12 protein-coding genes are annotated in these 13,527 nt (G+C 68.1%); 5 read left to right on the forward strand and 7 right to left on the reverse strand.

The features are described 5' to 3' along the window. Window positions 1-728, reverse strand: a 728-nt coding sequence (locus tag AC1D01_RS06600; RefSeq protein WP_477865268.1) for an S-adenosylmethionine:tRNA ribosyltransferase-isomerase, incomplete at its 3' end; no start/stop codon positions are given. A gap of 81 nt (window positions 729-809) precedes the next feature. Between AC1D01_RS06600 and recG the strand changes: the two genes are divergently transcribed. Together recG and AC1D01_RS06610 are read left to right on the forward strand one after the other, a co-directional pair. Further along, the gene (gene recG / locus AC1D01_RS06605; protein ID WP_477865269.1) at window positions 810-2,900 is read left to right on the forward strand and encodes an ATP-dependent DNA helicase RecG; all 2,091 of its coding nucleotides are present in this window, start codon (window positions 810-812) and stop codon (window positions 2,898-2,900) included. A 110-nt stretch (window positions 2,901-3,010) separates the two neighbouring features. Beyond that, entirely contained in the window at window positions 3,011-4,222 is a 1,212-nt protein-coding gene (locus tag AC1D01_RS06610; RefSeq protein WP_477865270.1) for a Yip1 family protein, read from the forward strand. 6 nt (window positions 4,223-4,228) lie between these two features. On the opposite strand, the gene AC1D01_RS06615 is transcribed toward AC1D01_RS06610, so the two are convergent. Continuing rightward, window positions 4,229-4,801 carry a hypothetical protein gene (locus tag AC1D01_RS06615; protein ID WP_477865271.1) on the reverse strand — a complete coding sequence of 191 codons (573 nt, stop codon included), beginning with the start codon at window positions 4,799-4,801 and terminating at the stop codon, window positions 4,229-4,231. A 174-nt stretch (window positions 4,802-4,975) separates the two neighbouring features. On the opposite strand from AC1D01_RS06615, the gene AC1D01_RS06620 reads away from it, so the two are divergent. The 3 genes from AC1D01_RS06620 to AC1D01_RS06630 all read left to right on the forward strand — a co-directional run bounded on the left by AC1D01_RS06620 (window position 4,976) and on the right by AC1D01_RS06630 (window position 7,143). Further along, window positions 4,976-5,896 (forward strand): LysR substrate-binding domain-containing protein, encoded by a 921-nt coding sequence (locus AC1D01_RS06620; protein ID WP_047595382.1) that lies wholly within the window; start codon window positions 4,976-4,978, stop codon window positions 5,894-5,896. A 61-nt stretch (window positions 5,897-5,957) separates the two neighbouring features. Then, on the forward strand, window positions 5,958-6,494 hold the full coding sequence (locus tag AC1D01_RS06625; RefSeq protein ID WP_477865272.1) for a Dps family protein: 537 nt from the start codon (window positions 5,958-5,960) through the stop codon (window positions 6,492-6,494). Window positions 6,495-6,525: 31 nt separating this feature from the next. Then, on the forward strand, window positions 6,526-7,143 hold the full coding sequence (locus AC1D01_RS06630) for a DJ-1/PfpI family protein (RefSeq protein ID WP_477865277.1): 618 nt from the start codon (window positions 6,526-6,528) through the stop codon (window positions 7,141-7,143). Here the strand turns inward: AC1D01_RS06630 and AC1D01_RS06635 are convergent, their stop codons facing one another. The 5 genes from AC1D01_RS06635 to AC1D01_RS06655 form a co-directional block, all read right to left on the reverse strand. After that, entirely contained in the window at window positions 7,144-8,700 is a 1,557-nt protein-coding gene (locus AC1D01_RS06635) for a SpoVR family protein (RefSeq protein ID WP_477865278.1), read from the reverse strand. Window positions 8,701-8,747: 47 nt separating this feature from the next. Continuing rightward, window positions 8,748-10,025, reverse strand: coding sequence for a YeaH/YhbH family protein (locus AC1D01_RS06640; RefSeq protein ID WP_477865273.1), 1,278 nt, complete (start codon window positions 10,023-10,025; stop codon window positions 8,748-8,750). A 33-nt stretch (window positions 10,026-10,058) separates the two neighbouring features. Then, window positions 10,059-11,981 carry a PrkA family serine protein kinase gene (locus AC1D01_RS06645; protein WP_477865274.1) on the reverse strand — a complete coding sequence of 641 codons (1,923 nt, stop codon included), beginning with the start codon at window positions 11,979-11,981 and terminating at the stop codon, window positions 10,059-10,061. A 369-nt stretch (window positions 11,982-12,350) separates the two neighbouring features. Beyond that, a complete protein-coding gene (locus AC1D01_RS06650; protein WP_477865275.1) occupies window positions 12,351-13,244 on the reverse strand; it encodes a ParB/RepB/Spo0J family partition protein in 894 nt (297 codons plus the stop codon). Between the two features lie 17 nt (window positions 13,245-13,261). Next, the coding region (locus AC1D01_RS06655) for an RBBP9/YdeN family alpha/beta hydrolase (protein ID WP_477865276.1) at window positions 13,262-13,527 on the reverse strand (266 nt) is incomplete at its 5' end.

Consider the following 13,527-nt stretch of genomic DNA (forward strand, 5'->3'; position numbering starts at 1 on the left):
CACTCGCTGTGCATCGTGTGCTCGGCGATGTTCTCGCTGCGCACCGGCTGGAAGGTGCCGGCGCCGACGTGCAGCGTGACGCTCGCGCTGCCGACGCCGCGCTCGCGCAGCGCGGCCAGCACGCCTTCGTCGAAATGCAGCGCGGCGGTCGGCGCGGCGGCGGCGCCCGGCCGCGCGGCGAACACGGTCTGGTAGCGCCGCTCATCGTCGGCCTCGTCGGCATGCGTGATGTACGGCGGCAGCGGCACATGGCCGTGCTGCTCCAGCAACACCAGCGGATCGGACGGGAAGCGCAGGTGGAACAGGCTGCCGTCCGGCCCGCCGCGGCCCAGCACCTCGGCATCGAACGCGTCGGCGAAGCGCACCGTCTGGCCCGGCTTCGGAGACTTGCTGGCGCGCAGGTGCATCAGCAGCTCGTGGCCCGGCAGCAGCCGCTCGACCAGCGCCTCGACCGCGCCGCCGCTGGCCTTGGCGCCGTACAGCCGGGCCTTGATGACGCGCGTGTCGTTGAAGACGAGCAGGTCGCCCGGCTGAAGCAGCGCCGGCAGCTCGCGGAAGATGCGGTCGACGGGCGCCGCACCGCGGCCATCCAGCAGCCGCGACGCGCTGCGCTCGGCGGCCGGGTGCTGCGCGATCAGCTCGGGCGGCAACGCGAAATCGAAGTCGCTGAGTGTGAAAGGACGCGTGAAGAGGCGAGGGGCGGGGGAGGGAGAGGAATCGGACGACATGGCATGCAGGCTGGACCGGCCTGACGAAGATCTGCAGGGGACGGATTCTTCCATGGACGCTCGACGCGGCAGAATCCGCGCATGCCCGGTCGCGCCGCCTCTTCTCCCAGCGAGTCTCCCGTCGAACCCCCTGCGCTGGCGCCCGCACGCGAGAAATCCGCGCCGCAGAAGGCGATGGAGAAGCTGGGCCTGGTGCGCGACATCGACCTCGCGCTGCACCTGCCGCTGCGCTACGAGGACGAGACCCGCATCACGCCGATCGCCTCGCTGCGCGACGGCGACAACGCGCAGGTCGAAGGCATCGTGCGCGAGTGCGAGATCCAGTTCCGCCCGCGCCGCCAGCTGGTCGTGAAGATCGACGACGGCAGCGAGGAACTCTGGCTGCGCTTCCTGAACTTCTATCCGAATCACCAGAAGACACTCGGCGTCGGCAAGCGGGTGYGCGTGCGCGGCGAGGCGCGCGGCGGCTTCTTCGGGCGCGAGATGGTGCACCCGAACTTCAAGGGCGTCGACGACGACACGCCGCTCGCGCAGGCGCTGACGCCCGTCTACCCGACCAGCGCGACGCTGCCGCAGGCCTACCTGCGCAAGGCGGTGGCCTCGGGCCTGCAGCGCGCCGACCTGTCGGAGATCGTGCCGGCGGCGCTGCTGCCGAGCGGGCTGATGAGCCTGCGCGAGGCGCTGCGCTTCCTGCACCACCCGGCGCCCGACGTGAGCCTCGCCACGCTCGAAGACCACAGCCACCCGGCCTGGCAGCGGCTGAAGTTCGAGGAGCTGCTCGCGCAGCAGCTGTCGCAGCTGCAGGCCAAGCAGGAGCGGGCGCTGCAGCAGGCGCCGGCCTTCACGGTGCGCGCGGGCGGCCTGCAGGAGCGGCTGCTCGCGGCGCTGCCGTTCTCGCTGACGCCGGCGCAGCGCCGCGTCGTCGAGGAGATCGCGCTCGACCTGCAGCGTCCGGTGCCGATGCACCGGCTGCTGCAGGGCGACGTCGGTTCGGGCAAGACGGTGGTGGCCGCGCTGTCGGCCGCGATCGCGATGAACGAGGGCTGGCAGTGCGCGCTGATGGCGCCGACCGAGATCCTCGCCGAGCAGCATTTCCGCAAGCTGGTCGGCTGGCTCGAACCGCTGGGTGTGCAGGTGGCCTGGCTGACCGGCAGCCGCAAGGGCAAGGCACGGCGCGAGATGCTGGCGCGCGTGGCCTCGGGCGAGGCGGGGCTGGTGGTCGGCACGCACGCGGTGATCCAGGGCGAGGTCGAGTTCGCGCGGCTCGGCCTCGCCATCATCGACGAGCAGCACCGCTTCGGCGTCGCGCAGCGGCTCGCACTGCGCGCCAAGCTGCAGCAGGGTGCGCTGGAGCCGCACCTGCTGATGATGAGCGCGACGCCGATCCCGCGCACGCTCGCGATGACGGTGTTCGCCGATCTCGACGTGAGCACCATCGACGAGCTGCCGCCCGGGCGCACGCCGATCGTCACCAAGGTCTTCAGCGACGCGCGGCGCGGCAACGTGATCCTGACGATCGCCGACGAGGTGGCGCGCGGCCGGCAGGTGTACTGGGTGTGCCCGTTGATCGAGGAATCGGAGACGCTGGACCTGCAGAACGCGACCGCCACGCACCAGCAGCTGTGCGAGGCGCTGCCCGACGAGATGGTCGGCCTGCTGCACGGCCGCATGCCGGCGGCGGAGAAGGCGGCGGTGATGGCGCTGTTCACCGCGGGCGAGATGAAGGTGCTGGTCAGCACGACGGTGATCGAGGTCGGCGTCGACGTGCCGAACGCGTCGCTGATGGTGATCGAGCATGCGGAGCGCTTCGGGCTCAGCCAGCTGCACCAGCTGCGCGGGCGGGTCGGGCGCGGCTCGGTCGCGAGCGTGTGCGTGCTGGTCTACACGGCGCCGCTGTCGCCCACCGGCAAGGACAGGCTGCGCGCAATGGCCGAGACCAACGACGGCTTCGAGATCGCGCGGCGCGACCTGGAGATCCGCGGGCCGGGCGAGTTCCTCGGCGCGCGGCAGTCGGGCGCGCCGCTGCTGCGCTTCGCCGACCTCGCGCTCGACGAGGCGCTGGTGCACCGCGCGCGCGCCGTCGCGACGACGCTGCTGGCGCAGCACCCGCGCATCGCCGAGCAGCACGTGGCACGCTGGCTGGGCGGCAAGGCGGAGTACCTGAAGGCCTGACGACCTGGACACCCGCGCGCTCGCGGGCATCCCCCTAGTTTCTCGAGCCCTCACGGCGGGAGGCGCGGGATAGCATCCCGGCGGCACCATCAACCGCGGAGGGCCTGCCCATGAACCTGATCCAGCGTGTTCAAGACATCCTGCTGAAGCCGAAGCAGACCTGGCCGGTGATCGATGCCGAGCCGGCGACCCAGGCCTCGATCTACAAGGGCTACGTGCTGATCCTGGCGGCGATCCCGCCGGTCGCGGCGTTCCTCGGCCTGGTCTTCTATGTCGGCCTGGGGTTCTGGGGGCTCTCGACGCTGGTGCTCGGCTATGTGCTGGCGCTCGTGAACGTCTTCGTGCTGACGCTGATCGTCGACGCGCTCGCGCCCAGCTTCGGCGGCACCAAGGGGCAGGTCAGCGCGCTGAAGCTGGTGGCGTATGCGAGCACCGCCGGCTGGGTCGGCGGCGTGTTCCACCTGGTGCCGGGGCTGTGGATCCTGGGCATCATCGCGTCGCTGTACGGCATCTACCTGATCTACCTCGGCCTGCCGGTGCTGATGAAATGCCCGCAGGACAAGGCCGGTGCCTACACGGCGGTGGTGATCGTCTGCGCCATCGTGATCTACATCGTGCTGGGCGCGCTGACGGCGATGGGCGGGCCGATGCGCATGGGCTCGTGGGGCGGGTGGGCTGGATCGCCCGGCAGCGCGGTGACGATCAAGACGCCGGGTGGCGAGGTCAAGATCGACACCGCGAAGATGGACGACCTCGCGAAGAAGATGGAGGAGGCCGGCAAGCGCATGGAAGAGGCCCAGAAGTCCGGCGATCCGGCCGCCACCGGCAAGGCGATGGGCGAGATGATGGGCGCGCTGACCGGCGGCAACGGCCAGCCGATCGCGCCGGCTGACCTGAAGGCCGCGCTGCCCGAGGCGCTCGGCGAGCTGAAGCGCGAATCCATCGAATCGCAGGGCGGCCAGGCGATCGGCATCGCCAGCTCGATGGCCAAGGCAGCGTATGCCGCCGGCGACAAGCACCTGCAGCTGACGATCACCGACCTGGGCGGCACGGCCGGCCTCGCGGCACTGGCCGCCTGGTCCGGCATGACGATGGACAAGGAGACGGCCGAGCAGGTCGAGAAGGTCTACAAGCAGGGCGAGCGCACCGTGCGCGAGGAGTACCGCAAGGACGGCAGCCAGGGCGAGGTGACGGTGCTGCTGACCAATGGCGTGATCGTCGAGGCCAAGGGGCAGCAGGTGGACCTGGCGGCGCTGAAGAAGGCGCTCGCTGCCGTCGGCCTGGACAAGCTCGAAGGCATCAAGCGCCCCGCCAAGGCCTGAGGCCGGTCAACTGCCGAAGTGGATCTGGTAGCGGGCACCGTCGGAGAACTGGCAGGCGCCGGTGCCGATGCCCGGGCCGGTGATCAGGTACTCGCACTGGGCATTCACGCCCTTGCCTCCATATGCGTTCGCGATGCCGCGGCGGCCGCTGAAGCTGCGCTGGTTCAGCCCCAGCACCTCGTTGTAGATCCGCCCGAAGGCGGCGTAGCTGGCGTCGACGCGGGTGCTCTCGCCCTGCATCGTGTCGCCCAGGTAGGACAGCGTGAAGCTGCCGCGGCCGGTGTTGTTGTCGACGACGACGGCCGTCAGCAGCCCGCCCTTGTTGGCCTGCGTGTTCAGCGGGTACAGCCGCGCGTTCAGCACGGTGGGCGCGGGCGGCGCCGCGGGGGCGGGCGGGGTCACGACGGTGACGCTGGCCGGGGCCGGGCCGTCGCCGCGGCCGTCGGCCCGCTGGATCGGGTAGCCCTGGCCGGTGCGCGGGTCGATCGGCACGACGTAGCAGGCGCTGAGGGCGGCTGACAGCGAGGCCACGGCCAGCAGCGAGGCGGCGCTCAGGAGTCGTGAAGGGGGCTTGCTCATGCGGGGTCTTCCAGTGCGCGGCGGATGCCGCGGGCCGGAGAATCCGCTGGCGGTTCATCCGTCGCAAGCGCCACAGCCCGAGGTATCGCAAGGCGATGCCGGCAGGCGCATGACGCGCGCCCGGGTGTCGGATATTCTTCCGCTTCCTCCGTGCCGGGGTTAGAGCGGGATGCCATGACACTGACCGAGTTGAGATACATCGTTGCGGTCGCCCGCGAGAAGCACTTCGGGCGTGCGGCCGAGGCCTGCTTCGTCTCGCAGCCGACCCTCAGCGTCGCGATCAAGAAGCTCGAGGAGGAGCTCGACGTCAAGCTGTTCGAGCGCGGCTCCAACGAGGTGAGTGCGACCCCGCTCGGCGAAGAGATCGTGCGCCAGGCGCAATCGGTGATCGACCAGGCGGCCGGAATCAAGGAGATCGCCAAGCGCGGCAAGGACCCGGTGTCGGGGCCGCTGCGCGTCGGCGTGATCTACACGATCGGCCCCTACCTGCTGCCCGACCTGGTGAAGCAGGCGATCGAGCGCGTGCCGCAGATGCCGCTGGTGCTGCAGGAGAACTTCACCGCCCGGCTGCTCGACATGCTGCGCACCGGCGAGCTCGACTGCGCGATCATGGCCGAGCCCTTCCCCGACACCGGCCTTGCGGTCGCGCCGCTGTACGACGAGCCCTTCGCCGTCGCGGTGCCCAAGGACCACCCGCTCGCCAAGCGCAAGCGCATCACCGCCGAGGAGCTCAAGCAGGAGACGATGCTGCTGCTCGGCACCGGCCACTGCTTCCGCGACCACGTGCTCGAGGTCTGCCCCGAGTACGCCCGCTTCTCGAGCGATGCCGAGGGCATCCGCAAGAGCTTCGAGGGCTCGTCGCTCGAGACCATCAAGTACATGGTGGCGTCCGGCATGGGCGTCACCGTGGTGCCGCAGCTCAGCGTGCCCAAGGACCAGCAGCCGCACGTGCGCTACGTGCCGTTCGCGCCGCCCGTGCCCACGCGGCGCGTCGTGCTGGCGTGGCGGCGCACCTTCACGCGCTACGAGGCGATCGCCGCGTTGCGCAACGCGATCTATGCCTGCCCGCTCGAGGGCGTCAGCAAAGTGTCGTGAGGGGCCTTTGATCCCTGACTAGACTCGAACCCGATCCACCTTGTTTCCCGGAGATTTCCAGATGGCGAAGAAGACCAAGACCGCAACCGCTCCCGCCGCCGCGTCCGCCCCGGGCGGCGGCAGCCTCGGCATCCACATCGGCATCAGCGACAAGGACCGCGCGGCGATCGCCGGCGGCCTGAGCAAGCTGCTGGCCGACACCTACACGCTGTACCTGACGACGCACAACTTCCACTGGAACGTCACCGGGCCGATGTTCAACACGCTGCACCTGATGTTCATGACGCAGTACACCGAGCTGTGGGCCGCGGTCGACCCGATCGCCGAGCGCATCCGCTCRCTGGGCCATCCGGCGCCGGGCTCGTACGGGCAGTTCGGCGCGCTGGCCTCCATCCAGGACGCACCGGCCGTGCCGCCGAAGGCACTCGAGATGGTGCGCATCCTGGTGCAGGGCCATGAAGCCGTCGCCCGCACTGCGCGCAGCCTGTTCCCGCTGGCCGACAAGGCCGGCGACGAACCGACCGCCGACCTGTTGACCCAGCGCCTGACGGTGCACGAGCAGACTGCGTGGATGCTGCGCAGCCTGCTCGAAGAGTGAGAGGGCCTGCCCGATGAACGGGCCCACCCCGGTGCGCGTCGCGATCGTCACCTTCGACGGTTTCAACGAGCTCGATTCGTTCATCGCGCTCGGCCTGCTGAGCCGCCTGCGGCCGGCCGGCTGGACGGTCGAGATCGCCGGCCCGAGCCAGCGGCTCACATCGATGAACGGCGTGACGATCGAGACGCAGCAGCCGCTGGAGTTCGCCAACGAGGCCGACATCGTGCTGTTCGGCAGCGGCATCTATACGCGGGCGATCGCCGAGAACAGCGCGTTGCTCGACCGGTTGCAACTCGACCCGGTGCGCCAGCTGATCGGCGCGCAGTGCTCGGGCACGCTGTTGCTGGCGCGGCTCGGGCTGCTGGCCGACATCCCGGCCTGCACCGACCTGACCACCAAGCCGTGGGTGGTCGAGGCGGGCGTGCGGGTGGTCGACGCGCCGTTCCATGCACGCGGCCCGATCGCGACGGCTGGAGGCTGCCTGGCCTCGCAGTACCTTGCCACCTGGGCGATGCTGCGGCGCGCCGGGGTCGATGCGACGGTCAAGGCGCTGCACTACGTGGCGCCGGTGGGGGAGAAAGAGGCCTACGTCGACAAGCTCATCAGCACGGTCCGCGCGTTCATTCCGCCGGACGAGTTGCTGCTGTAGTCAGCTCGGCGCCGGAACCGACCAGCGCTTCTGCACCTCGCCCGCCGAGTTGATGCTCTCCAGGTGCACGCCGAAGCCCCACAGCCGGGCGGCGTGCTTCAGCACCTCCTGTGCGCTGTCGTGCAGCGGCCGGTCGTTGTGCTGGGCGTGGCGCAGCGTCAGCGAGCGGTCGCCGCGCAGGTTCACGCTCCACACCTGGATGTTGGGTTCGCGGCTGCCCAGGTCGTACTGGTGCGACAAGGCCTCGCGCACGCGCCGGTAGCCGCTCTCGTCGTGGATGGCCGAGACCTCCAGCTCCTTGTCCTTCTCGTCGTCGACGATCGCGAACAGCCGGAACTCGCGCATCATGTTCGGCGACAGGTACTGGCCGATGAAGCTCTCGTCCTTGAAGTTGCGCATCGCATGGTCGATCGACTCCAGCCAGTCGCTGCCGGCCAGCTGCGGGAACCAGTGGCGGTCTTCGTCGGTCGGGTTCTGGCAGATGCGCTTGATGTCGGTGTACATCGCGAAGCCGAGCGCGTACGGGTTGATGCCGTTGTAGCCGCGGTCGCCGACGCGCGGCTGGTACACCACGTTGGTGTGCGACTTCAGCCACTCGATCATCATGCCGTCGCTCAGGTAGCCGTCGTCGTACATRGTGTTCAGCAGCGAGTGGTGCCAGAACGTGGCCCAGCCCTCGTTCATCACCTGGGTCTGGCGCTGCGGGTAGAAGTACTGCGCCACCTTGCGCACGATGCGCACGATCTCGCGCTGCCATGGCTCCAGCAGCGGCGCGTGCTTCTCGATGAAGTACAGCAGATTCTCCTGCGGTTCCTCCGGAAAACGCCGCAACTCGGCTTCTTCCTGCCCGGCCTTGTCGGCCTTGCGCGGCAGCGTGCGCCACATCTCGTTGATCTGCCGCTGCGCATAGGCCTCGCGGTCCTTCGCGTCGGCCAGCTCCTGCGCGAGCGACTTGCGGCTCGGCCGGCGGTAGCGGTCGACGCCGTGGTTCATCAGCGCATGGCAGCTGTCGAGGAAGTTCTCGACCGCGTCCAGGCCGTGCCGCTCCTCGCACTCGGTGACGTAGTTCTTCGCATAGACCAGGTAGTCGATGATCGACGACGCATCGGTCCACATGCGGAACAGGTAGTTGCCCTTGAAGAAGCTGTTGTGCCCGTAGGCCGCGTGCGCGATGACGAGCGCCTGCATCGCCATCGTGTTCTCCTCCATCAGGTAGCTGATGCAGGGGTCGGAGTTGATGACGATCTCGTAGGCGAGGCCCATGTGGCCGCGGCGGTAGTTCTTCTCGGTCGAGATGAACTCCTTGCCGTAGCTCCAGTGGCGGTAGTTCACCGGCATGCCGACCGACGCGTAGGCGTCCATCATCTGCTCGGCGGTGATGATCTCGAGCTGGTTCGGGTAGGTGTCCAGCCCGAAGCGCTCGGCGGTCGCCTTGATCACCTCGTGGTAGCGCTCGACCAGCTCGAACGACCAGTCGGTGGGCGAGGGCAGCGGTTCGTGCGCACGCTTCGGTGCGGCCATGTCGGAGGCACGGCGTTTCGGAAAGGCGGTCAGCATCTGTTTCTTGCGCCGCTCGGCGCCCCAGGGTGGAGTGGCGTGGAGGTTCATGTCGGTGCACCCTCCTTCTTGAACAGCTCGCGGAACACCGGGTAGATCTGCGAGGCCTCGGTCACCTTGCGGATCGCGAAGGCCTTCGCGTCGGCGGCCAGCGCCGAGTACTCGTCCCACAGGTTCTGCTCTTCCTCGGCCACCTGCACGTAGGCGAAGTAGCGGCACAGCGGCAGGATGTTGTTGGCCAGCAGCTCGCGGCAGCGGCCGCTGTCGTGGTGCCAGTTGTCGCCGTCGCTCGCCTGCGCGCCGTAGATGTTCCATTCGCTGGTCGGGTAGCGGGCCCGGGCGATCTCCTCCATCAGCACGAGCGCGCTCGACACCACGGTGCCGCCGGTCTCGGTCGAGTGGAAGAAGTTCTGCTCGTCGACCTCCTGCGCCTGCGTGTGGTGGCGGATGAAGACGATGTCGATCTTCTCGTAGTGCCGCGTCAGGAACAGGTACAGCAGGATGAAGAAGCGCTTCGCGAGATCCTTGCGCGCCTCGTCCATCGAGCCGGAGACGTCCATCAGGCAGAACATCACCGCCTTCGAGGTGGGCACCGGCACGCGCACGCGGCTGCGGTAGCGCAGGTCGATCGGGTCGAGGTAGGGGATGCGCTTCAGGCGTGCACGCAGCGCCTCGATCTTCAGCTCGAGCGGCGGGATCTCGTGCGCGAACGGGTTCGGGTGCGGGTGGCGCTTGAGTTGCACCAGCTGGTCTTCGAGCTCGCTCAGCTCATGCCGCGATTCGGCGCCGAGCGCGATGCGCCGGCCGATCGCGCCGCGCATCGAGCGCACCACGTGCAGGTTGTTCGGCGTGCCGTCGCTGCTGTAGCCGGCGCGATGGGTCTTGAACTCGGGCGTGTCGGCGAGCGTCGTGCGCGCGAGGTTGGGCAGCGCCAGGTCGTCGAAGAAGACCTGCATGAACTCTTCCTTGCTGAGGTGGAAGACGAAGTCGTCGTCCCCCTCGCCGGAATCGCTCGCCTGCCCCCCGCCACCCCCGCCGCCGCCGCCCTTCGGCCGCTCGATGCGGTCGCCGCGCACGTAGTCCTGGTTGCCCGGGTGGACCATCTCGCGCTTGCCGCCCTGGCCATGGCCGAACACCGGCTCGGCGATGTCGCGCTTCGGGATGTGGATGTCCTCGCCCTGCGCGATGTCACGGATGCCGCGCCCATCGACCGCGCGCTTGACCGCCTCGCGGATCTGGTCCTTGTGGCGACGCAGGAAGCGCTCGCGGTTGCCGATGGACTTGTTCTTGCCCGCCAGCCGCCGGTCGATGATCTGCTGGAGCATGTCGGCCTTTCTGCTGAGGAGTTGCCCGGCGGATCAGGAGCTCTTGCGCACGCGCAGGTACCACTCGCACAGCAGGCGCACCTGCTTCGACGTGTAGCCCTTGGCGACCATCCGCGTGACGAAGTCCTCATGCTTCTTCGCCTCGTCGGCGCTCGCCTTCGCGTTGAAGCTGATCACCGGCAGCAGCTCCTCGGTGTTCGAGAACATCTTCTTCTCGATCACCGTGCGCAGCTTCTCGTAGCTCGTCCACACCGGGTTGTTGCCGGCGTTGTTGGCGCGCGCGCGCAGCACGAAGTTGACGATCTCGTTGCGGAAATCCTTCGGGTTCGCGATGCCGGCCGGCTTCTCGATCTTCTCGAGCTCGGCGTTCAGCGAGCCGCGGTCGAACACCTCGCCGGTGTCGGTGTCGCGGTACTCGTGGTCCTGGATCCAGTAGTCGGCATACGTGACATAGCGGTCGAAGATGTTCTGGCCGTACTCGCTGTAGCTCTCGAGGTAGGCGGTCTGGATCTCCTTGCCGATGAACTCGGCATAGCGCACCGCCAGGTGCTCCTTGATGAACGCGAGGTACTTCTGCTCGACCTCGGCCGCGAACTGCTCGCGCTCGATCTGCTGCTCGAGCACGTACATCAGGTGCACCGGGTTCGYGGCGACCTCGGTGCTGTCGAAGTTGAAGACCTTCGACAGGATCTTGAACGCGAAGCGCGTCGAGACGCCGCTCATGCCTTCATCGACGCCGGCGTAGTCGCGGTACTCCTGGAAGCTCTTCGCGCGCGGGTCGGTGTCCTTCAGGTTCTCGCCGTCGTACACCAGCATCTTGGAGTAGAGGCTGCTGTTCTCGGGCTCCTTCAGCCGGGTCAGGGTCGCGAACTGCGACATCATCTTCAGCGTGCCCGGCGCGCAGGTGGCCTGGGCCAGCGACGAGCCGCGCAACAGCTTCTCGTAGATCTTCACCTCTTCGCTGACGCGCAGGCAGTACGGCACCTTGACGATGTAGATGCGGTCGAGGAAGGCCTCGTTGTTCTTGTTGTTGCGGAACGCCTTCCACTCGCTCTCGTTGCTGTGCGCGAGCACGATGCCGTCGAACGGGATCGCGCCGAACCCTTCGGTGCCCTTGTAGTTGCCTTCCTGCGTGGCGGTCAGCAGCGGGTGCAGCACCTTGATCGGCGCCTTGAACATCTCGACGAACTCGAGCAGGCCCTGGTTGGCCAGGCACAGCCCGCCGGAGTAGCTGTACGCATCGGGGTCGTCCTGCGCGTAGGTCTCGAGCTTGCGGATGTCGACCTTGCCGACCAGCGACGAGATGTCCTGGTTGTTCTCGTCGCCCGGTTCGGTCTTCGCGATGCCGATCTGCTTGAGCACCGACGGGAAGCGCTTGACGATGCGGAACTTGCGGATGTCGCCGCCGAACTCATCCAGGCGCTTGACGGCCCATGGCGACAGGATGCGCTGCAGGTAGCGGCGCGGGATGCCGTATTCCTTCTCGAGGATGGGGCCGTCTTCAATCGCGTCGAACAGGCCGAGCGGCGATTCGTTCACCGGCGAGCCCTTGATCGCGTAGAACGGCACCTCCTGCATCAGCGCCTTCAGCCGCTCGGCGATCGACGACTTGCCGCCGCCCACCGGGCCGAGCAGGTAGAGGATCTGCTTCTTTTCCTCCAGCCCCTGCGCGGCATGCCGGAAATACGACACCACCTGCTCGATGGAGTCTTCCATGCCGTAGAACTCGGCGAAGGCGGGGTAGATCTTGATGACCTTGTTGGCGAACAGACGGGACAGCCGCGGGTCGTTGCGCGTGTCGATGGTCTGTGGATCCCCGATCGCCTTGAGCATGCGCTCTGCGGCTGTGGCGTAGGCCACGGGGTTGCGCTTGCATTCGGCGAGGTACTCTTCCAGCGAGAGTTCCTCCTCACGCGTGCGCTCGAAGCGTGCGGCGAAATGGCTGATCACGTCCATGCTGACCTCCTGAGACATCGGGTGGGCGACAGCGAAGGGGCCACCTTCGCTGCCGTCTGGGGAAGTTCTGATGAAGTCCCGGGTGAGGGCTCCATCAGAGCTTTCCTGTGCGGTCAGCTGATCTCGTGATTCAAGCTTGCGTCATTTCGGGGTGTCTTGTGCGTGGAGATGTGGAGTAATAAGCCCGCTGTTCAACGCTTCGGTGATGTGAAGGTGTACAGCAAATAGTGTGCCCCTGTCTGTTGCAGCGTGTCACCCGCCTGAGTGGATGATGCATGCAATGAGCCGTTGGCGGCCGGGGAAGTTCCGGATGCGGGGCTCAGGGGTTGTGCGCGAAGATGTGCGGTCAACCGGTTGTCGATCGGCATGTCAGGTGCTGGTGAGTCCGAGCTTGTCGAGGAGCCCATTCAACTCCTCCAGCGAGCCGAAGGCAATGGCGACTTCGCCTTGTTCGCCGCGCTTGGTGCGCTTCTTGATGCGGATCTCGACCTGTGCCGTCAACGCATCGGAGAGCTCTTCCTCGATGCGTGCGATGTCGCGCGGCTTCTCTTTCGGCACGCGCAGCAGCGGCTGCTGGCGCGACGAGCCGAGCCGGGTCACGAGCTTCTCGGCCTCGCGCACGCTGAGCTTCTTCGCGACGATCTCGCCCGCGCCGAGGATCTGGTGCGCCCCATCGAGCGGCAGCAGCGCGCGCGCGTGCCCCATGTCGAGGTCGCCGGCCATCAGCATCTGCTGCACCGGCTCGGCGAGGTTCAGCAGGCGCAGCAGGTTGCTGGCGGCGCTGCGCGAGCGGCCGACGGCCTGGGCCGCCTGCTCGTGCGTCAGGTGGAATTCGTTGACGAGCCGCGCGATGCCGTGCGCCTCTTCGAGCGGGTTCAGGTCTTCGCGCTGGATGTTCTCGATCAGCGCCATCGCGGCGGCCGACTCGTCGGGCACCTCGCGCACCAGCACCGGCACCTCGTCGAGGCCGGCCAGCTTCGCGGCCCGCGTGCGGCGTTCGCCGGCGATGATCTCGTAGCGGTTCGGGCCGACCGGTCGCACCAGCACCGGCTGCATGATGCCCTGCGCCTTGATGCTCTCGGCGAGCTCGTACAGCGAGCCCTCGTCCATGCGCGTGCGCGGCTGGTACTTGCCGGGCTGCAGCTGGGTCAGCTTCAGCGTGCGCGGCGTGCCGTCGTCGGCCGGAACGGGGGAGTCGCTGACCGTGGGGCCGAGCAGTGCTTCGAGGCCGAGACCGAGGCCTTTGGGTTTCTTGGTTGCCATCGGGGCATTTTCCCTGATCAACCGGCGCGGGCTGCGGGCGATCGAAGCGATTGCAGCAGCACGCGTCCTTCGGGCCAGGCGCCGAGCCCGGATTGGCTGTTGACGTGGCCGCGCGGGCCGATGTCGACCTGCCGGCTGCCCCAGGCGTGGGTCATCTGCGCGGCGCGTTCGGCGGCGCAGAACGGATCGTCGCTGCTGACGACGGCGATGCTCGCGAAGGGCAGGGCCTGGCGCGCGATCGGGCGCCAGGGCGTCAGCTGCGGCGGCATGTCGGGGCGTTCGA

Source organism: Rhizobacter sp. P3_B12, assembly GCF_056402895.1.